The following is a 20,449-nucleotide window of genomic DNA, read 5'->3' on the forward strand; positions in this document are numbered from 1 at the left end:
CGCTCTCAGGCGCCACCGAGATAGCGCTGCACCGTTGCACGCGTGCCCTCTGACCAGAGCGATCTCAGGCCGCGTGAAAAAGCATCCGCAAAAGCGGTATTGCGGCCGACTTCACCGTAGATGTCGCCCATTGCCAGCCATGCTGGGGGATCGTCCTTCGCCTTTCTGGCTGTAGCAGTCATACGTTCCCAGTTGGGGTCATTCGGCTCGATGAGTGTCCCCGAGTCCATGGTGCCGAAGCAGTAGCGGCACCAAAGTGCCGATTCCAGCGCCAGGCCATTTATGCCTTGGCCAGCCTTCAACCTGTCAGCGATCGTTGGAATAATGAATTTCGGCTGCCGGTTGGACCCATCAAGGCAAAGCCTGCGGATCGTGTCGCCGATGGTGGGGTTGGAGAAGCGGCGTGCGATCAACGCGTAGTAATCGTCGAGCACGACGCCCGGCACTGGCGGCACCGTCGGGATGATCTCTTCCTTCTCAAGCTTGTCCAGGAACGCCCGCACCATCGGGTCCTCCATCCCCTCATGGACGAAGTGGATGTCGAGTAGCCCGGACACGTAGGCGATCGTCGCATGTCCTCCGTTGAGGATTCGGATCTTCATGAGCTCAAAGGGTGACACGTCCTGTACGAACTGGACGCCGACTTCTTCCAGCGCAGGCCGGCCATTGGTGAACCTGTCTTCCAGGACCCACTGAATGAAGGGTTCGCAGAAGACCGGCCAGTTGTCCTCCACCTCGAAATCCCGAGAAAGCATCGTGCGCTCGCGATCGGTCGTGGCGGGCGTGATGCGGTCGACCATTCCGTTCGGGAACGCCACGGTGTCGCAAACCCACGCTGCCAACTCCTTGTCGACCAACCCGGCCAGTCCCGTAACGGCATCGGCTGTCACCTTGCCGTTGTGAGGAATGTTGTCGCAGGACATGACTGTGAATGGTTTGAGCTTGAGCTCTCGCCGCCGGATAAGGCCTGCGAGGATCAACCCGAAAACAGTCGTCGGTTTTGCGATGTTTTTAGCATCAGAGACGATATCCGGATGCGCCGGGTCGAACTTCCCGGACGCCGGATTGATGAAATAGCCACCCTCGGTGATGGTGAGCGAGACGATGCGGATCGCAGGATCGGCGAGCTTGCCTATGATGGCATCAGCGTCGCCCGGTGTCAGGAAGTCGATCATCGCGCCGGTTACATGAGCCTGCTTGTGGCCGGCGTCTTGCTCGACAACGGTAGTCAGCCAATCCTGTTCCTTCAGCTTAAGGCGGCCAGCCTTCTCCCCCTCGAACACACCAGCGCCAACAATCGCCCAATTGAGACCCTTGCCGCTGTTGAAGAGCCGGTCGAGATAAACGGCCTGGTGCGAACGATGAAAGTTGCCGACGCCGAAATGCAGGATTCCTGCCTTCAGATCATTCCTCGCATAGCCAGGGACGGCGACGCCGGACGGCATCCTGTCCAGATTGGAAAGGGAGAGTTTTACACTCATCGAACCCGATACCTTTCAACTCATCCAGTTGCCGCCGTCGACATTGTAGGTCTGCGCCACGATGTAGTCGGCTTCCGAGCTGGCGAGGAAGATCGCCATACCGGTCAAGTCGTCGGGCGTTGCCATGCGCCCATAGGGCACAGCCTCGCCCACAAGCTTCTTCTTCTCGCCGGGCTTGCGGTTCTCGTATTTCGCAAACAGGGCGTCGACGCCGTCCCAGTGCTCGCCGTCGACCACGCCCGGCGCAATCGCATTGACGTTGATGCGGTGTTTGATCAGGTCGAGCCCGGCCGATTGGGTTAGCGAAATGACGGCTGCCTTGGTGGCGCAATAGACGGCGACGAGTGCTTCGCCCCGCCGCCCCGCCTGGCTCGCCATGTTGATGATCTTGCCGCCCTTGCCCCGGGCAATCATCGAGCGGGCTGCAGCTTGCAGCGTAAACAATGCGCCGGCGACGTTGACCGAAAACAGCCTGTCATAGCTTGCTCTGGTGATATCGACGATGGGCGCAGCATCGAACAAGGCAGCGTTGTTCACGAGAATGTCGAGCCCTCCCGCTTTCTGCTCGACCGCACGAATGGCAGCATCGATCGAGTCCTGGCTCGTGACATCCAAATGCACTGCATAGGCTTGCGGCCCAATTGCGCTCGCTGTCCGCTCGGCTGCGGCGAGGTTGATATCGCCGATCGCCACCGTCGCGCCCTCGCGCACATAGGCTTCGGCGAAGGCCCGGCCAATGCCGCGTGCGGCCCCGGTGATCAGCGCCGATCTGCCTGCAAGCCGCATCTCAGATCGCCAGTCCGTCCGGGGTGAAGCGGTGGATCTTGGCGGCATCCGGCGTCAGGAAGATCGTGTCACCGTGATGTGCGCCGATCTCGCCGCCCGCTCGCACGGTGAGCGGGCCAACGCCGTCGGCCGTAACATGCAGGAATGTATCCGAGCCAAGATGTTCGGCCACGCCGACGGTTGCCTTCCACTTGCCCTCAGTGGTCGAAACCGAAAGATGCTCCGGCCGGATGCCGATCGTCGCGGCACCGTGGTCCGCAGCCGGATTGCCTTCGATCAGGTTCATGCGTGGCGAACCGATGAAGCCCGCGACAAAGAGATTTTTCGGCGAGCGATAGAGTTCGAGCGGCGAGCCGACCTGCTCGATATTGCCTGCGTTAAGCACGACGATCTTGTCGGCCATGGTCATGGCTTCGACCTGGTCATGCGTGACATAGATCATCGTGGTCTTGAGCTGATTGTGCAGCTCGGAGATTTCCAGACGCATCGTACCGCGCAAAGCGGCGTCAAGGTTTGATAGCGGTTCGTCGAAGAGGAAGGCGGAGGGTTGTCGCACGATGGCACGGCCGATCGCGACACGCTGGCGCTGGCCACCCGAAAGCTGGCCGGGACGCCGTTCGAGATAGTTCGAAAGGTTCAGCACACGCGCCGCGTCCGCCACCTTCCTTTCGATCGTCTCCGGACTCTCGCCGGCCATTTTCAGCGGAAAGGCGATGTTCTTCGCAACGGTCATGTGCGGATAGAGGGCGTAGGATTGGAACACCATCGCCAGCTTGCGCTTGGCGGGAGCTTCGTTTGTCACATCGCGGCCGTCGATGGCGATGGTACCGGACGTGGTGTCTTCCAGTCCCGCAATGAGCCTGAGCAGCGTGGACTTTCCGCAGCCGGACGGGCCGACGAAGACGACGAACTCGCCGTTTTCGATTTCGAGATTGATGTTCGGGATAATGTTCGTCGCCCCAAAGGACTTCCGGACGTTCTTCAGCGTTATCTGGCCCATCGTTCGCTCCCCATATCTCCTACTTGACCGCGCCGAAGGTCAGGCCGCGCACCAGTTGTCTTTGACTGAACCACCCCATGATCAGGATCGGGGCAATCGCCAGCGTCGAGGCAGCGGAAAGCTTCGCCCAGAACAGGCCCTGCGGGCTGGAGAAGGAAGCTATGAATGCGGTCAAAGGCGCGGCGTTTGTGGTGGTCAGCCGGATCGTCCAAAACGCCTCGTTCCAGGCGAGGATGATGTTGAGCAGCATTGTCGATGCGATCCCCGGCACCGCCATTGGCGTCAGCACGTACCAGATTTCGCCCCACAGCGTTGCGCCGTCCATCCGCGCGGCTTCAAGGATCTCGCCGGGTATCTCGCGAAAATAGGTGTAGAGCATCCAAACCACGATCGGCAGGTTTATCAGCATGAGCATGAGCGTCAGACCGATGCGGCTGTCGAGCAGCCCGAAGTCGCGGAACAGAAGGTAGATCGGCACCAGCACTGCGGCGGCCGGCATCATCTTGGTGGAAAGCATCCACATCAGGATGTCCTTGGTGCGATGCGTCGGCGAGAAGGCCATCGACCATGCGGCTGGCACTGCGATGATGATGCCGAGCAGCGTGGAGCCGACCGCGATGATCACCGAATTCATGAAGGGACGGAAATAGTCCCGCTGTGTCTGGACCTCGACATAATTTTCAAGCGTGAAGGAAGGGATCAAGTTGAAACCCGCGATCGCCTCGGACTCGGTCTTGAGCGAGGTGATGACCGTGTAGAGGATCGGAAAGAAGATGATCAACGCCACCGCCCATGCGGCGAGCGTCCATCCGAACTTGCTGCGTGTCGAGATCGCGCGCGCCATGGCTGTCTCCTACCGATCCAGATTCTTGCCGACCGCGCGCATCAGGAAGATCGCGACGATGTTTGCGAGGACGATTGCGATGACGCCGCCTGCCGAAGCCCCGCCGACGTCGTAGCCGAGCAGCGCGGTGCGGTAGATGAGGAACGGCAGGTTCGTTGAGGCGTAACCCGGACCGCCATTGGTGGTGACCAGGATTTCCGCGTAGACGCTGAGCAGGAAGATCGTCTGGATGAGAATGACCACGGTGATGGCGCGAGCCAGGTGCGGGAGCGTCAGGTAGATGAATCGGCTGACGAAATTTGCACCGTCCATCTCGGCGGCTTCCTTCTGCTCGCTGTCCAGCGACTGCAGCGCGGTCAGCAGGATCAGCGTCGCAAACGGCAGCCACTGCCAGGCGACGATTATGATAATCGACAGCAACGGGTATTGCGCAAACCAGTCGATGGGCTGCGCACCGAAGAACTTCGCGATGTCAGCGAACACGCCGTAGCCGGGGTGCATGATCATGTTCTTCCAAACCAGCGCCGCAACCGGCGGCATGACGAAGAAGGGTGAGATCACAAGGATGCGGACGATGCCCTGGCCGAAGATCGGCTGGTCAAGCAACAGCGCAAGCAGGATGCCTCCGACGACCGTGATGAGGAGGACGCCGAGCACCAGCAGGAGCGTGTTCCAGATGGACTGGACGAAGGCAGGGTCGGTCAGGAAGAATCGGTAGTTGAACAGGCCGGCGAAGCTGACGTTGCCGGGATTGAGCAGGTTGTAGTTCAGGAAGGAAAACCACAGCGTCATCGCCAGTGGCACGATCATCCAGAAGAGCAGCAGTATGACCGATGGGGCCATCATGAAGCGGGCGAGTGTTCGCGTCTGTCTTGTGGCCATGGTCGTGTCCTCGCGCGGCTTTCTGCCGCGGAATCCTGGATGCAGAAAACTTGGTTCCGTCGGGCTGCCGTTGCTGCCTGAAGCGAGATGAGAAACGTCAGGGGCTACGGCAGTAGCACCGGAAATGTGCCGTCCGGGTACAGGGAAGACCCCGGACGGCAAGGCATCGGGAGGATGCCTTCGAACTACTTGATGTAGCCGGCTCGCGTCATCTCACGAACCGAGACGGACTGCGCCTGGGCGAGTGCGTCGTCGACAGACATCTGGCCCGCCAAGGCTGCCGAGAACAGCTGGCCGACCGTCGTGCCCAAGCCCTGGAACTCGGGGATTGCCACAAACTGCACGCCAACATATGGAACAGGCTTGACTGTTGGCTTGTTCGGATCGGCCGAATTGATCGAGTCCAGCGTCATCTTCGCGAAAGGCGCCGCCTTCTGGTACTCGGCGTTGTTGTAGAGCGAAGTGCGTGTGCCTGGAGGCACGTTGGCCCAGCCTTCCTTCGATGCGACGAGGTCGAGATAGGCCTTGTCGGTCGCCCAGGAGACGAACTTCTTTGCTGCGTCGGCCTTCTGGGTACCCGCAGGGATCGCCAGCGACCATGCCCACAGCCAGTTGCCACGCTTGCCGAGGCCGTTGTCGGGCGCCAGAGCATAGCCAACCTTATCGGCCACCGTGGAGTCCTTCGGATTTGAGACGAATGAGGCCGCGACCGTTGCGTCGATCCACATGCCGCACTTGCCCTGCTGGAACAGCGCGAGGTTTTCATTGAAGCCGTTGGACGACGCCCCCGCAGGGCCTGCATCGTTCATGAGCTTTACGTAGAAATCGAGCGTGTTCTTCCATTCGGGCTGGTCGAACTGCGGCTGCCAGCTCTCGTCGAACCAGCGCGCGCCGAACGAATTCGACATGGCGGTCAGGAATGCCATGTTCTCGCCCCAGCCGGCCTTGCCGCGCAGGCACACGCCGTTGATGTCGTTGGCGCGGTCGGTCATCTTGCGCGCGGCCTCGCCGATGAATTCCCATGTCGGCGCGTCGGGCATGGTCAGTCCGGCCTTTTCCATCAGGTCCTTGCGGTACATGACGAATGAGGACTCGCCGTAGAACGGCGCGGCAAACAGCTTGCCATCGGCCGTGAGGCCACCGGCGATCGCGGGAATGATATCGGCTGCGTCATAGTCAGCGCCGAGGTCGTCGAGCGGCAGAAGCCAGCCCTGCTTGGCCCAGATCGGAACCTCGTAGGTGCCGATCGTCATCACGTCGTACTGCCCACCCTTGGTGGCGATGTCGGTAGTGACGCGCTCGCGCAGCACGTTCTCCTCGAGCGTGACCCAGTTCAATTCGATGTCGGGGTTCTTCGCCTTGAAGTCGTCCGTCAGCTTCTGCATGCGGATCATGTCGCCATTGTTGACCGTGGCGATGGTTATGGTTTCGGCATGCGCAGCAAAAGCCAGCACGCTGGCGGAGCATAGGCTCAGAACGAGCGTTTTCAGTTTCATCCAGAATTCCTCCCATAAACCAATTGAGCATTTGCTTTGGTTATGGGCAATTATTCGCATCAGGAATTTTGGAGTCAAGCCGGATTCATTGCTGCACCGCACTAGACACCAATAAGATCAAGGTTCCAAAGGCTGGAAGACATGAGTTTTCGCTATTTGCGACGGACAATTGCACTGATGGAGCCATCCTGCGAAAATGGCACAAGCAGGCGACGAGTTGCGGGAACCGGGGTATGAACGGCAAACAGGACAGCACGGCGAATCCTCGGCTTGATGATGCCGCACGGGCTGGTTGGCTTTATTACATTGCCGGGAACACACAGGATCAAATCGCGACGAAGCTGGGCGTCTCCCGCCAAACCGCTCAGCGTCTCGTGTCACTTGCGGTGTCGGAAGGACTGATCAAGGTCAGGGTCGATCACCCGATCGCCAGTTGCCTCGACCTTGCTTCCCGGCTGAAGGGGCGGTTTGCGCTTGACTACGTTGAGATCGTCCCAAGCGACCCGTCCTCGACATCGACGACGCTCGGCGTGGCGGAGGCCGCCGCCGCCGAGATCGAGCGCTGGTTGAGAATGGACAAGCCCATCGTGATGGCAATCGGAACCGGTCGCACCTTGAAGGCCGCGATCGAACAACTCCCGGCAATGGAGTGTCCGCAACACAAGATCGTATCGTTGACCGGCAACATTTCTCCGGATGGCTCCGCGGCATTTTACAACGTCATTTTCACGATGGCCGATCGCATCAAATCCCGCAGCTTCCCGATGCCCCTGCCCGTGATCGCATCTTCCGCGGAGGAACGTGCCATGCTGCTGCGCCAGCCCATGATTCAGACGACGCTTCAGCTGGCAACGAACCCGGATATCACTTTCGTCGGCATCGGCGACCTCGGACCGAAGGCGCCGCTCTACCAGGACGGCTTCGTCACCGAAGCGGAGCTGAAAGCGCTGCAGAGGGCCGGCGGGGTGGCTGAGATCATGGGCTGGGTGTTCGACAGGGAAGGAAAGCTCATCCCCGGCCTGACCAACGATCGGGTCGCCTCGGCGCCGCTCCCGTCTCGTGAGACATCACTTGTCGTCGCTCTGGCGAAAGGCGACAACAAGCTCCTCGGCATTCTGGCGGCCATAACCCGAAGGCTTGTAAACGGCCTGATCACCGACGAACTGACGGCACAATCTCTTTTAGCCACGAACCTATAGCTCTGCGTGCGGATGCTTAAAGGTTGGGACAACGCCCTTGGAAAGTAATCTGGCATGCGGGCTGCGGACATAGAATATTCTCGCAACTAACCTCATCGCGCGTGACGATCCGCACACTGCGGTGTCTATCGGTGGGTCGCGGCCTCTGCGGCTTCGCTACCGAATCCGCCTACCTCCGTTCTTCCCTGACAAAGGGCTGACCAAGCGCCGCCGGTTGGCCGCTGCGGCGATTGGCAGACAGGCTTGTCCACACCATCACGGCCAGCGTGACCACATAGGGCAGCATCAGGACGAAATACTGAGGCAGTTGAAGGCCAATCGCGGCCATGCGTGGTATCAGCGCCTCGATGCAGCCGAAAAGCACGGCACCCGCCAATGCCGGCCACGGCTGCCAGCGCGCAAAGATGACAAGCGCTATGGCGATCCATCCGCGGCCACCCGACATGCCGTCGACCCAGATTTTCGAGACGGCAACGGAGAGGTAGCCTCCAGCAAGACCGATGAACATGCAGCCGACGATAACCGCACCCGTCCTGTACCAGCCAACCGGCACGCCGGCCGCATCAGCCGCTTCGGGATTTTCGCCAACCGCCCGCAAACGCATGCCGACATGGGTGGCGCGAAGAACATGCACCGTGATCGCAAAGAAGACGATCGTCAGATAGACCATGAGGTCTTGCTGGAAGACGATGCGTCCGATGCCAGGCAGGGATGACAGAAACCCGAAGTGGAGGTCCTGGAGGCCGGAGAACGCCCGGTTTGTCCAACCCTGGCTCGTCGCTATCAAGGCGGTCAGGCCCTGAGCAAAAAACACGATCACAAGGCCCGAGATAACCTGGTTCACGCGCAGCGCGATCACCAGCAAGGCAAAGAGAAGCGAAAGGAGTCCGGCAGCGAGCGCCGAAATGGCAAGTGCAGCCAGTGGATGTACGCCAAGCGAAAGCATCGCACCGGCGCCAGCCATCGCACCGACCAGCATGTAGCCTTCAGCGCCGAGATTCAGCACGCCGGCCTTTTCGCAAATGATCAGGCCAAGAGCTGCCAAAGCGAATGGCACGGCAAAGCCGGGGACGTTCGCGAGCCAGTTAACAACGAAGTCCATCGCGCCTACTCCACCATTCTCAGACGGTAGTGGATGAAGAACTCGGAGGCTGCTACGCAGATGACGATGATCGCCTGTATGAGCTGCACCATGGCAAATGGAATCTGGTAGAAAACCTGCAGGCTTTGGCCGGCAACCATGAGAATGGCGACCAGCACAGCGAAGAATGCCACCGCAAACGGATTGTTGCGCGCCAAAAAGGCGATCAGGATTCCGGAGAAGCCGTAGCCGGCAAAGAACGACTGCGTCAGCCGGCTCTCGATGCCGGTGCTGATGATAAAGCCGCCAAACCCTGCAAGGGCGCCCGAAGCGAGTGCGAATAGCACCGTTAAGCCAACGATCCGGACGCCGAGCGCGCGAGCCATGCGGGCGTTGGCGTGGACAAAGTTGAGCAGAAATCCGTAACGGCTCATCCCGAGTAGCCAGGCAGTCAGCAGAACCAGCAGCACGGCGATCGGAAGTGCAAGGTTCAGATTCTGCCAACCGATCGGCATCAGTCGCTCGACCTCATCGAAGAGCTTTGAATTGGGAAATGCGCTCTGCGGATCTTTCCAGGGTCCATACAGGAGATGAAGAAGCAGGTTGAACGCAATGTAGTTCATCAGCAGCGTACTGATGATCTCGTTCACCTGGAGCCTGATCTTCAGGAACAGCGGCAGGCCTATCCAGAGAACGCCGGCTGCCATCGCAGCCAGCGCCATGATGACGAGACGAAGTGCCGGCGGGCCAAAGTCGTGATTGGCGACGAGCGTGGCTCCGATGGCGCCCAGAATGACCTGCCCCTCGAGGCCGATGTTCCAGAAGCGCGCCTTGAATGCCAGCGCGGCAGCAAGCCCCACTATCGTCAACGGCGCGGCATAGGACAGGACGGCTGCAACATTGCGCTTGCTCGTAAAGATCGCGACGACAAACTCGTTGACGAGGCCTGACGGATTGACGCCCGAAAGAACAAGAAGCATCGCGGAAATTAGCAGGCCAAGCATGATGCCGGCGGCTACCACCAGTATCTGCTGGCCCGTCGGCATGTGGCCGCGGACCTCCAGATTGAAGCGGCCGAAGAAACCGCGCCGAACGCTGGGCGTGGAAATCGTCGTTTCAGCCATGACCCACCATCGCCCTGCCGATCATCTGTCTGTCAGCAGGCGCTTCGAATTCGGCGACGATCGTGCCCCGGTTCATGACGCCGATGCGATCTGCAAGCACGAGGACCTCATCCAGATCCTCGCTGATCAGGATGACGCCCGCGCCACGGTCGCGTGCGGCTCGCAAATGTTCGTGAACCGCAGCGGATGCCCTGACATCGAGACCGCGGCTCGGCGAATGCGCGATGATCAGCGAAGGTTTCCCTGAAAACTCCCGCGCAATGACGAGCTTCTGTGCGTTGCCGCCCGACAGGAGGCCGGCTTTCTGGTAAGGGCTGCGGACACCCATGACTTCGAAGCGCCGGATAGCGTCTTGCGTATCGGCCGCGATGCGGCGTCGATCGACCCGCAAGGTAGAACCGTACCTGCCCTCGATCACGCCGCTGATGGCGTAGTTGTCAGCAATCCGAAGCTCGCCCGCAATAGCGTCCGAATGGCGATCAGACGGAATGCAGGCGATGCCCGACCGGCGCATGCGATCTGACGGCTGGTTGGTTACGTCACCATGCGCATCGAGCCATATGTTGCCGGCATCAACCCGGCTGAGCCCTGTGATGACCTCGACCAGCGCATTCTGGCCATTGCCGCCAACGCCGGCGATCCCATAGATTTCGCCTGCCCGGACATCGAACGTCAGATTGCGCAATCCGCCGCCACGGCTGTCGGTGCGTTCGATGGCTCGCAGTTTCAAAACCGGCTTGCCCGCCGTCCCAGCGCTGTGGCTGCGCTCGCTGAGGGCGCTGCCAACAATGAGTTCGGTCAGTTCCGCCTCGGTCACCTCGGCAGGCAGCACAGTGCGGACGACCTTTCCGCCGCGCATGACGGTGATACGGTCGGCGTAGTTCAGCGCCTCGGAGAGCTTGTGAGTGACAAGCACGACGGAGTGTCCCTCCATCGCGAGGCTTCTGATCGCCTTGAAAAGCCGCGCTGCCTCATCGTCGGTCAGGACCGCGGTCGGCTCGTCAAGAACCACGATGGTTGCACCCGCAACCAAGACCTTGAGTATTTCGACGCGCTGCTGTTCCGAAATAGAGAGGCTCTCAACCGTGCGATTGAGATCGACGTCAAATCCTATTCGATCCAACGCGTCCTTCGTCAACGCCTCCAGCCGGCTGCGGGCCGATCGGAACGACCCGCCGGGATGCGCAAGGAGAATGTTTTCAAGCGCAGTGAACGGCTTCACCAGCTTGTAGTGCTGATGGACCATGCCGACGCCGAGCTGCTGCGCATCGGAGGGCCCCCGGATCGCGACAGACTGGCCCTTGATTGCCACCCTGCCGCTGTCGGGTGTGTAGATGCCGGCAACAATGTTCATGAGCGTCGACTTGCCGGCGCCGTTCTCGCCAAGCAGGGCGTGGATTTCGCCTGGCCTCAGGTCGAAATCCACGTCGCTCAATGCAGCGAAGTCGCCGAACGTCTTGGATATGCCCGCCAGCACCAGGGCCGGCGGGGCATCAGCGCCCGGGCCAGGGCGGGCTTTGTCCCGCATATGGCCCGTCATCGCGTTCATTGCTGGCTGATCACGCCCTTGACGTACCAGTCCATGCCCCAAAGATCGCCATCGGACAGCACCTCCCCTGCCTTAACCCGCTCCTTGCCGTCGCGGTCATTGAGCGGGCCTGCATAGACCTGCTTCGTTCCGTCAACGATGGCCTGGCGCTCATCCATGATCTGCTTTTTTGTGTCCTCGGAAAGCGCGTCGCCACTCAATGTTATGTCGGTGCCACCTTCCTTGATCGACAGGAATGCGCCGTACGGACCGGGCTCCCATTCACCGGCGGCGATCTTGGTGATCGTCGGCGCCAGATAGCGATCCCAGACCCAGACCGACGAGCACTGGGTCGCCTTGCTGAATTCGCTTAGGTCGCGATGGTGGCCTGTACCGTAGACGCCCTTCTCCTCCGCCACGATCTGCGGCGTAGGCGAATCCACGTGCTGGCCGATGACGTCGATCCCCTGCTCGATCAGTGCCTCGGTCGCTGCGCGCTCCTTGACCGGATCGTTCCATGCGCCTGTGAATACGACCGTCACGGTTGCGTCCGGATTCATCTTTTGCGCGCCGAGAGCGTAGGCGTTGACGGTCCAGTTCACCAGACCAAAGGGATTCGCGGCGACGAAACCGATCTTGCCCGACTTCGACAGGGCGCCGGCTGCCATTCCGCAGAGATACTGGCTTTCATAGGTGCGCCCGTAGATCGACTGCAGGTTCGCGGCGTTGGTGGTGCCAGCCGGATTGATGAAGGCCACGTTCGGATACTGCTTTGCCAGTTCGAGGAAGGTATCGGAGTAGCCGAAAGCGGAACCGATGACGATGTTGGCGCCGCGATCGATGAAAAGCTCCACGGCGGGACGGATCGCGGTGGCGTTTTCCGGAACGTTTTCGACGACCGGGATCGTAAGACCGAGTTCCTTCTCGACCTTGGCGCGCGCCTCGTCGAGCGACTGCGACCAACCGCCGTCATTCTTCTGCGAGAAAATCACGAGCGCGGGGCTGGGAGCGCCCTCCAGCTTGAAGGGCTCTGCGTGAATGGCGATCGGCGCCGCAGACAGAGCCAGCCCAAATAGAAGCGTCCTGGAAATTCGAGTCATGCCCATTTCATGATCCTTCGTGTTTGTTGTTGGTTCCCGTAGCCGTCTTCTTTTTGTCGGTTCCGTTGGCTACTCGACCGGAATCGTGTTCATGCTTTCGCCATCGCCTCGAAGATCATGCTCGGTGTGATCGGCGTCTTGTGAAATTTCGCACCGCCTAGCGGGCGCAGCGCATCCTCGATGCCCGACGCCAATGTGGCGCCGACAGCGATGCAGCCCGCTTCGCCGACGCCCTTTACGCCCAGCGGGTTGAGCGGCGACGGCGTTTCGATGTGCGATATCTCGATGGCCGGGACCTCGGTCGCATAGGGGATGAGGAAGTCCACGAAATTCGCGTTCGTCGGGTTTCCGTCCGTGTCGTATTCGATGCGCTCATAAAGAGCGCCGCCGATGCCCTGCGCGAAGCCGCCCATGACCTGGCCATCCACGATCACCGGGTTGATCATGTTTCCGCAGTCGTGAATGCAGACGTACTTCTTCACGTCGACGCGGCAGGTCTCTCGATCGACCTCGACGATTGCCGCATGGACGCCATAAGCCCATGTCGCGCATTCCGGGCTGAAATAGTCCGTGGCTTCCAGTCCGGGATGCTGGCCTTCGATAAGCGGCGGACCATCGTGTCGCGAAGCGGGGGCAAACTGTGTCGCGGCTTGCGCGGCAGAATTGAAAGCATATCGCAACGGGTTGGTGGCCGTGGCTATAGCTGCCAATGACACCCTGCGGTTCGTGCCGGGAACCTCCGCGTAGCCGTCGCTGAGGACAATCTGCAGAGGATCGGCCTCGAGCATGTTCGCGGCAGCCTTGATCGTCTGTTCGCGGACTTTCACGGCGGTCTTGTGAATTGCATTGCCGGAGACAACCGCCGCACGGCTTGCAAAGGTGGCGACGCCCCATTCGAAGGTACCGGTGTCGCCCTCCACCACGATCACGTCCTCGACGTTCACGCCAAGTTGGTCGGAAACGATCTGCGCGAAGACGGTGTCGTGGCCTTGCCCCTGCGAGGTCAGGCCGGTGTTGACGTAAACCTTGCCAGTAATCGGGTGAATCTTGACGTGGCCGCCCTCATAGGGGCCGAGGCCGGTGCCTTCGACGTAATAGGCAAGTCCAAGACCGAGCGACTTTCCTTCCCCTGAAGCCTTTGTTTGCATGGCTGCGAATTCGTCAAAGCCGATGGCGTCGCGGGCCATGTCGAGGGCCTTGAGATACTGCCCGCTGTCGAGCTTCACACGAAGGCCATCGGCAAAGAGAAGACCTTCACGCGTGTAGGGGAACTCCTCGTCGCGAATGAGATTGCGACGGCGTATCTCGAACCGGTCGATGCCAAGTTCCTCGGCGAGTTGGTCCATGGCGCGCTCGATGGCGAAGCAGGCCTGCGGGCGGCCGCAGCCGCGATAGGGCGTGACCGGTACGGTTGGCGTATAGACCGCCCGGAATCGGACATGGATGTTTGGTATGCGATAAGGGCCTGCAATCGAAGTCGATGCCACCTGCGCCACCGCGATACCGTAGGGGATGAATGCTCCGGTGTCGTGCAGGAAGTTGTCCCTCAGGGCGATGACTTCGCCGTTCTTCTTGGCAAACAGCTCGATCTCGTGGATCTGGGTGCGTTCCTGGTTCGAGCCAATGAAATTCTCGCGGCGGTCCTCGATGTATTTCACCGGCCGCCCGAGTTGGATCGCCGCATGCGGCACGAGCAGTTCGTCGGGATAGGGGAACATCACCTTCTGCCCGAAGCCACCGCCCACATCCGGCGCGATGACCCGCACCTTGTCCTCGTCCATGCCGAAGATGGACGCCAGACCGCCACGCACGCCGAGCGGCGCCTGCGTTCCGTCCCACACAGTGAGTTCACCGCGAGTCGCGTCATAGCGGGCAGCGACCGTCCGGCACTCCATCGCAGCCGCGGTCGAGCGATCGACCTGCACCCGGATGCGCGTGACGTGTTCTGCCTCGGCAAAGGCTGCTTCGGGATCGCCGCTCACCTGCGTGAAGTCCGCGGCGATGTTGTTCGGATGGGTCGGGTGGACGAGAGGCGCGCCGTCCTCGATGGCCTTTTCCAGATCGAGTTCGACATCGAGCGGATCGTAATCCACATCGACCAGGGCTGCGGCGTCTTCTGCAACATAGCGATCGACGGCCACGACCATGGCTACCGTCTGTCCGACGTAATAGACGTCACCGCGCGCCAGCGGCCGCTGGGTACGCGCTTTCGTCATCGAAGGGTGCGGGATGAGGAGAGGCAACTCGATGTCGAGATGCCCGATATTGTCACAGGTGTAGACAGCAACGACGCCTTCGGCCTGCTCAGCCATGCTTGTGTCGATGCCGTTTATGCGGGCCCGCGCGAACGGGCTGCGCACAAATGCCGCGTGAAGTACGCCAGGCAGGTTTATGTCATCCGTGAAGGCGCCCCTGCCCGTGAGGAGGCGCGGGTCGATGTTGCGCTTTATGGGAGCCCCGAACTTTCGCGTCGACATCGTTCGCTCCCTCAGGCCCTGCCGGTGAGTTCGGCTGCGCGCCGAACTGCCTTCACGATGTTGGCGTAGCCCGTGCATCGGCAGAGATTGCCAGAGATAAGTTCGCGGATGCCGTCATCCGAGAGATCAAGTTCTTCGCCGGAATCGAAACGCGAACGGATATTCATGATCATGCCGGGCGTGCAGTAGCCGCATTGCAGACCATGGCACTCCTGGAACGCCTGCTGGAGCGCGCTGAGGGTGCCATCCTCTTTTTCCTCGCTCTCGATGGTCCGGATTTCCGCGCCATCGGCCTGGACCGCGAATGTCAGGCAGGAGCGTGCGGCGCGGCCGTCGATCATGATGGTGCAGGCGCCGCAAACGCCGTGCTCGCAGCCGACATGGGTGCCGGTCAGGCGCAGTCCATGACGGATGAAATCGGAAAGCAGCATACGCGTGCTGACCTGACGCGTGAGCGTGACGCCATTGATCGTCATCGTGACCTCGGCTGTCGGGTCAGAGGATGTGCTGGGTATAGAGCGCTCAAGGTGCTCGTGCCTGCTCATCGGTTCAGCCTTTCCGTACTTTCTCAGACGCCTCGCGGATGACACGACGCGTCAGCGAAGCGAGCAAATGCTGGCGATAGGCCGTGGTCGCGTTGGCATCGTCAGGCGCGGTCACGGCTTCTTTCGCCAATTCGCCGGCGGCCTCCACCTCGGTGTCCGAAAGGTGCGTTCCGACAAGCGAAGCCTCGACCTCAAACAGCCTGACCGGTCGCGAAGCGATGCCGCATGCGGCGAGCCGCGCAGCAGAAATCCTGCCGTCGAGATCGCGCTCCAGGATCGCGCCGACCGCGGCGACCGCGTAGTCGCCCTTGCGCCTGGCAAATTCCGCGAAGGCGTAACCGGCGCCGGACGGCAAGGCAGGAAAGGTGGCGCTGACGATCATCTCGTCTGCTTCGCGCGTCGTCGTCATATGGAATTCGAAAAAGTCGGCAGCGGGAATCTGCCGTTGACCGTTTGGACCTGAGGCCGTAACCCAGCCGCCGCTCAAAAGCAGGATCATCGGCATCTCGGCAGCAGCGTCCGCGTGACACAGGCTGCCAACGGTCGTGCCACGATTGCGGATCGGCACATGCGCCACGTAATGTAGGGCGGTACGCATCAGCGGGTTGACGGCAAAAGCAGCGTCGCTTTGCTCAAGGTCGCGATGCTTCACCGCCGCTCCGACCCGAACATTTCCATCGACGATGTCGATGCTCTTCAGGTCGCCAATCCGGCTAATGTCGATGAGCGCCGACGGGGATGCCAGGCGGAAATTCATCGCCGGGATAAGACTCTGCCCGCCAGCGAGAATCATGGCGCCAGGATTGTCGGAAAGCAGGCGAATGGCCTCATCCGATGACCGCGCGACGAGATAGTCGAAAAGCGGTGGTTTCACCCGGCATTCCCCAACATCAGGCCTGAAGAGCGAGCAATCCGCTGGAAATTGCGCCACTCGGCGCAACTCGTCTCCCGCGGCTGCCACTTCTTGGCAAGCCTCCACTTTTGTTCCCCGTCGCTATCCTGATAGTGGATATTATATCGACTTTTTGACTATAGGTTTGCGTTTTATGGAGTGTCAACCGGCTTTTTGGAAACGTTCTTCGAAGACTGCCCGAGCTGGCTTGGAGCAGAAACGAAAACATTCTCAAACCAACTCACCGGAGAAGACTTTTGGGTCGATGGGACGCTTCATTCCGCAGCCCAAAACGCCCTCGCACCACGCAGCCACGGACAGCAAGGAAGCTTCGGCATACGGTCGCGCGATGATCTGAAGCCCGACGGGCAAACCCGCCGATGTCAAGCCGCATGGAATTGAGATCGCGGGGCAGCCGGTGACGGTGACCGCATATCCAAGAATGAGCCAGTCGAGATAGGTCGCAAGTTCGCGTCCCGCTATTTCGGAGACATATCGTTCCTGAACGGGAAACGGCGCTACCGGAGCCGTCGCGCTTAGCAAGAATTCATGATCGTCGAGAAACGTGACGAGGTTGGAGCGAGCGCGCGCCTGTTCGCGCACCGCTGCCGAGATATCCGCGCTCGAAAGGCCAAGGCCGTGCTGGATATTCCAGATCACCTCCGGCTTGAGCATGTCCCGCTCCGGTCCCTGGAGCAGTTCGCCGCGCGCAGCGGCGAACTGGTGCGCCCTGAGCGTTCGAAAAGCGGCATCCGCCGCCGACAGATCAGGACAGGCTTCAACCACATCCCCGCCTGCCGCGACGAGCTTGTGCATGGCGCGGACGAGGACGTCGCGAACTTCATAATCAATGTCTGCCACGCCGAGATCGGCCGCGAAGGCAAAGCGCACAGGTTTCTCAGGTCGCGTCGCGGCATCGACGAAGCTCGTCTGCGGCATCGGGCGCGACAGCGGATCGCGCATGTCGAAACGCGCCATCGCCTGCAGGCCCAGCCCTGCGTCGACGACGTTCCGCGCAAGTGGTCCGATCACCGAGAGCGTTTGCCCCGGAACACCGCCAGGCCCCTGGGGCACGATGCCCGGGCTTGGCCGCAAGCCCACCACGCCACAGAAGGCGGCGGGATAGCGGAGCGAGCAGGCAAAGTCAGAACCCTGCGCAATCGCCGCCATGCCTGTCGCTACCGCGACCGCTGCACCGCCTGACGACCCGGCGGCCGACAGACGCGTGTCCCATGGATTGAGCGTCGAACCAAAGACATCGTTGAACGTGTTCGCGCCCGCTTCGAACTCAGGTGTGTTCGACTTTGCAAAGACGATTCCGCCAGCCGCCTCCATTGCTTCGACAAGGAAGTCGGATTGGCTGGGGATATTGTGCTCATAGACACGGGAACCAAATGTCGTGCGCACGCCCTCTACCGGATAGGAATCCTTGATAGGAACCGGAAGGCCGCCCAGCAAAGTTTCCGCCAGCCCACCCCGCGAGGAAATCCTTTGTCTGGCGCGATCGAAACAAAGGGTAGGCAGCGCATTTACAACGGGATTTACGGCATTTGCGCGCTCTTCGGTTGCATCCAGCAACTCTTGCGCGTCAATCTCGCCCGAGTGTAGGAGCTTGACCATGGCAAGTGCGTCCTTGGCCCAAAGCGGCTCGCTCATGTCGGCATTCCCCGGCACCGCCAGTCCCTTGCTGGCAAATTGTCAAAATAGTGGATACGATATCTAAATAACGAACAAGCGGCAGATGGTAGGCGATGGCGAAAGCACTGGGGGGAAAGCGAGCGGCAGAGCAGCCCGAAGAGGACGCCGCCGCGCGATACGAAATTCAGAAACCGACAGCCATGGACGCGCGTTCGCCCGATGCCAAGCAGGGACTTGAGCGCTCCTTTGCTGTGCTTGACCTGATAGCCGCCCGGCCTTGTCGGGTTGTCGATGTGATGCGCGACATGGGCCTGCCGTGGGCAACGGCCCACAGGACGGTAAAGAAACTGGAGAAGGCCCAGTTCCTGATGCTCAATCCCGAAACGTCGCACTACGAGATCGGCCCGCGCATGTGGCATCTCGGGTCTGCCTATCTGGCCAACAACAAGATGCTGAAGGCCGCGATCTCCTACCTTGCCCGGGATCGCGACATCCGTGGCGTCGACGTGCAGGTGGTCGAGCGCATCGGCAGCTATTCCGTCGTCATCCATGCCGAAAAACGTCAGCTTCAGGAAATCTCCAAGGCTCAGTATGGCTACCACATACCGCTTCATGCCGGTTCGAAGGGCCTCGTCCTTCTTGCCTATGAGACCCCGGAATTTATCTCCGCCTATTGCGCGCAGCCGCTCGAACAACTGACCGCCCTGACGATCAGCGACGAGGCGGCGTTGCGTCAGCAACTGACGGAAGTGCGAGCCGCCGGCTTTGCACAGACCGAAGGCGATGTGCAGAACTTTACCGGATCGATCGCCGCGCCGGTCTTTGGTCCCAAAGGCCTGCTCGGTTGCATCTGCTTCGTCTATCTGAAGAAGCTGGCGCGCGACCAGGTCGCCATGGACGAATTGAAGGAATGCCTTCTGCTCATGACGCACGCGCTTTCGGTCGAACTGGGCTGGCATCCAAGGCAGGCTTGAGCTTCAAGCCGTCTTCGTCATTCCCGGCCTGTCCTGATAGGATCCCTGCAGGTTCTTGAAAGTCTCCTCAAGCACGTCGACGATGATCTCGATGGCCTTGTTGCCCATCTCGGCGCTTGCAACCGTGGGATCGCCGAAGATCGCCGCGTGCCCTGCCTCCGGACGTGGGCGGCGCGCATAGGTGCGAGTGGGGTTGGTGGGCGCAACGAGGTCCCAGCCCACCGGGCCGTATTTCGCTCCCCTGAGCTTGTCCATCTTCACAAGCTCCGGCCGCGTCGCAAGCTGGAAGGAGGCCTCCAGTTCGCAGCCATGGCCCATGCCGCCGACAACGGATTTGCGCATGGCGTGGATCTCGTCCGCCGAAGGCTCCCAGTAGCTGACCGCCGAAACCTTGAAATTGTGGTTCGTATCCAGCTGGTCGACCATGTGGCGGGCCACCTGATCGTTCGCGGTTCCACTCGGGCGGTTGCCATTGAGCAGTATGATGTGGGTGAAACCCTGCCGCACCAGCGCCGCGCCGATTTCAAAGAGCATGAGCTGATAGGTCGGGATCGACAGCGAGATCGTGCCAGGAAAATGCTCAAAGGTCATAGAGACACCATAGGCGACCGGCGGGGCGACGATCGCGCCGATCCTCTCTGCGAGCAGCACGGCTATGTGGTCGGCCTGATGCGTATCGGTATCGACGGGCATATGAGGCCCATGCGCCTCGGTCGCCCCCGTCGGAACGATAACGGCACGCCCTTCCGCGATCGCGTCGGCGATTTCCATTTGCGTCATGTAAGACATGCGGTGCTGCATATTGGTCTCCTGCGCCCCTGACCTAGGCCGATCTTGTCAGCCTTCCTTGCCGAGCCAGCGCTTCACCGAAGCGCCGACAACCTTACCGCTCAACTTCAGCGCGCTGATATCCTTCGCCGCCCCGGCAGAACCGTCCCCGTTGAGCTCGGCCTCGATATTGGACACGAACTGCTGGATGAGGAGCTTGGCAGTCTCCGAAACAATGCCCGGCCGCCCGAACTGGGCCACGGGACCGCTGAGCTGGACCTCGGCGTCGATTTCCAGATCGGTTGCTTCTCCCTTATCCAGGAGGAGGTAGGTCATAGTCATGCGGGAGCGGCTGCCACCCTTCTTGTCGATTCCGCGCCCTTCCGCCTTGCCGGAAAAATTGGCCGGGTCCGGCGTATGCTGGACCTCCCCCTCGAACGCTGCCTTGAACGGACCAAGCTTGATGGAAACGATACCGGCATAGGCGCCGTCGCCATCGTCGCGCGTAAGCTCTGCGCCGGGCATGCATCCCGCTACAGTCGGGATGTCCTGGAAAAGCGCCCAGACTTCTTCGCGGGGGCGGTTGACCGTCACGGCCTGCTTGATCTGCATCGCATTCCCTCCGCGTTATGTA

18 protein-coding genes are annotated in these 20,449 nt (G+C 60.8%); 2 read left to right on the forward strand and 16 right to left on the reverse strand.

The features are described 5' to 3' along the window. Positions 1–5: 5 nt before the first annotated feature. The 6 genes from ABMA32_RS13665 to ABMA32_RS13690 all read right to left on the reverse strand — a co-directional run bounded on the left by ABMA32_RS13665 (position 6) and on the right by ABMA32_RS13690 (position 6,489). Positions 6–1,481 carry a mannitol dehydrogenase family protein gene (locus ABMA32_RS13665; protein WP_349014295.1) on the reverse strand — a complete coding sequence of 492 codons (1,476 nt, stop codon included), beginning with the start codon at positions 1,479–1,481 and terminating at the stop codon, positions 6–8. Positions 1,482–1,496: 15 nt separating this feature from the next. Next, positions 1,497–2,267 carry an L-iditol 2-dehydrogenase gene (locus ABMA32_RS13670; protein ID WP_349014296.1) on the reverse strand — a complete coding sequence of 257 codons (771 nt, stop codon included), beginning with the start codon at positions 2,265–2,267 and terminating at the stop codon, positions 1,497–1,499. Between the two features lies 1 nt (position 2,268). Then, positions 2,269–3,267 (reverse strand): ABC transporter ATP-binding protein, encoded by a 999-nt coding sequence (locus tag ABMA32_RS13675; RefSeq protein ID WP_349014297.1) that lies wholly within the window; start codon positions 3,265–3,267, stop codon positions 2,269–2,271. 19 nt (positions 3,268–3,286) lie between these two features. After that, positions 3,287–4,111, reverse strand: a complete 825-nt coding sequence (locus tag ABMA32_RS13680; protein ID WP_349014298.1) for a carbohydrate ABC transporter permease — start codon at positions 4,109–4,111, stop codon at positions 3,287–3,289. A 9-nt stretch (positions 4,112–4,120) separates the two neighbouring features. Continuing rightward, positions 4,121–4,993, reverse strand: coding sequence for a carbohydrate ABC transporter permease (locus ABMA32_RS13685; protein ID WP_349014299.1), 873 nt, complete (start codon positions 4,991–4,993; stop codon positions 4,121–4,123). A gap of 185 nt (positions 4,994–5,178) precedes the next feature. Then, entirely contained in the window at positions 5,179–6,489 is a 1,311-nt protein-coding gene (locus tag ABMA32_RS13690) for an ABC transporter substrate-binding protein (RefSeq protein WP_349014300.1), read from the reverse strand. 233 nt (positions 6,490–6,722) lie between these two features. Here ABMA32_RS13690 and ABMA32_RS13695 point away from each other — a divergent pair, with 233 nt between their 5' ends. After that, complete coding sequence (locus ABMA32_RS13695; protein WP_349014301.1) at positions 6,723–7,688, forward strand: sugar-binding transcriptional regulator; 966 nt, start codon at positions 6,723–6,725, stop codon at positions 7,686–7,688. A 169-nt stretch (positions 7,689–7,857) separates the two neighbouring features. Here ABMA32_RS13695 and ABMA32_RS13700 read toward each other — a convergent pair whose 3' ends face one another. The 8 genes from ABMA32_RS13700 to ABMA32_RS13735 all read right to left on the reverse strand — a co-directional run bounded on the left by ABMA32_RS13700 (position 7,858) and on the right by ABMA32_RS13735 (position 18,091). Next, complete coding sequence (locus ABMA32_RS13700) at positions 7,858–8,790, reverse strand: ABC transporter permease (protein WP_349014302.1); 933 nt, start codon at positions 8,788–8,790, stop codon at positions 7,858–7,860. 5 nt (positions 8,791–8,795) lie between these two features. Further along, a complete protein-coding gene (locus tag ABMA32_RS13705) occupies positions 8,796–9,893 on the reverse strand; it encodes an ABC transporter permease (RefSeq protein WP_349014303.1) in 1,098 nt (365 codons plus the stop codon). Then, positions 9,886–11,421, reverse strand: coding sequence for an ABC transporter ATP-binding protein (locus ABMA32_RS13710; protein ID WP_349014304.1), 1,536 nt, complete (start codon positions 11,419–11,421; stop codon positions 9,886–9,888). The genes ABMA32_RS13705 and ABMA32_RS13710 overlap by 8 nt, the downstream gene beginning before the upstream one ends. Before the next feature lie 17 nt (positions 11,422–11,438). Further along, positions 11,439–12,521 carry a BMP family ABC transporter substrate-binding protein gene (locus ABMA32_RS13715; protein ID WP_349014305.1) on the reverse strand — a complete coding sequence of 361 codons (1,083 nt, stop codon included), beginning with the start codon at positions 12,519–12,521 and terminating at the stop codon, positions 11,439–11,441. Positions 12,522–12,610: 89 nt separating this feature from the next. Continuing rightward, positions 12,611–14,998 (reverse strand): aerobic carbon-monoxide dehydrogenase large subunit, encoded by a 2,388-nt coding sequence (cutA, locus tag ABMA32_RS13720; protein ID WP_349014306.1) that lies wholly within the window; start codon positions 14,996–14,998, stop codon positions 12,611–12,613. Positions 14,999–15,009: 11 nt separating this feature from the next. Beyond that, a complete protein-coding gene (locus ABMA32_RS13725; RefSeq protein ID WP_349014307.1) occupies positions 15,010–15,543 on the reverse strand; it encodes a (2Fe-2S)-binding protein in 534 nt (177 codons plus the stop codon). Between the two features lie 4 nt (positions 15,544–15,547). Continuing rightward, a complete protein-coding gene (locus tag ABMA32_RS13730) occupies positions 15,548–16,417 on the reverse strand; it encodes an FAD binding domain-containing protein (RefSeq protein ID WP_349014308.1) in 870 nt (289 codons plus the stop codon). A 249-nt stretch (positions 16,418–16,666) separates the two neighbouring features. Next, positions 16,667–18,091 (reverse strand): amidase, encoded by a 1,425-nt coding sequence (locus ABMA32_RS13735; RefSeq protein WP_349014309.1) that lies wholly within the window; start codon positions 18,089–18,091, stop codon positions 16,667–16,669. A 95-nt stretch (positions 18,092–18,186) separates the two neighbouring features. On the opposite strand from ABMA32_RS13735, the gene ABMA32_RS13740 reads away from it, so the two are divergent. Then, positions 18,187–19,047 (forward strand): IclR family transcriptional regulator, encoded by an 861-nt coding sequence (locus ABMA32_RS13740; RefSeq protein WP_349014310.1) that lies wholly within the window; start codon positions 18,187–18,189, stop codon positions 19,045–19,047. A 3-nt stretch (positions 19,048–19,050) separates the two neighbouring features. Here ABMA32_RS13740 and ABMA32_RS13745 read toward each other — a convergent pair whose 3' ends face one another. Together ABMA32_RS13745 and ABMA32_RS13750 are read right to left on the reverse strand one after the other, a co-directional pair. Then, positions 19,051–19,848 (reverse strand): creatininase family protein, encoded by a 798-nt coding sequence (locus tag ABMA32_RS13745; RefSeq protein ID WP_349014311.1) that lies wholly within the window; start codon positions 19,846–19,848, stop codon positions 19,051–19,053. 36 nt (positions 19,849–19,884) lie between these two features. Next, positions 19,885–20,427 carry an SRPBCC family protein gene (locus ABMA32_RS13750; RefSeq protein ID WP_349014312.1) on the reverse strand — a complete coding sequence of 181 codons (543 nt, stop codon included), beginning with the start codon at positions 20,425–20,427 and terminating at the stop codon, positions 19,885–19,887. Between the last annotated feature and the right edge of the window lie 22 nt (positions 20,428–20,449).

The organism is Mesorhizobium quangtriensis (genome assembly GCF_040081925.1).
GTDB classification, from domain to species: domain Bacteria; phylum Pseudomonadota; class Alphaproteobacteria; order Rhizobiales; family Rhizobiaceae; genus Mesorhizobium_K; species Mesorhizobium_K quangtriensis.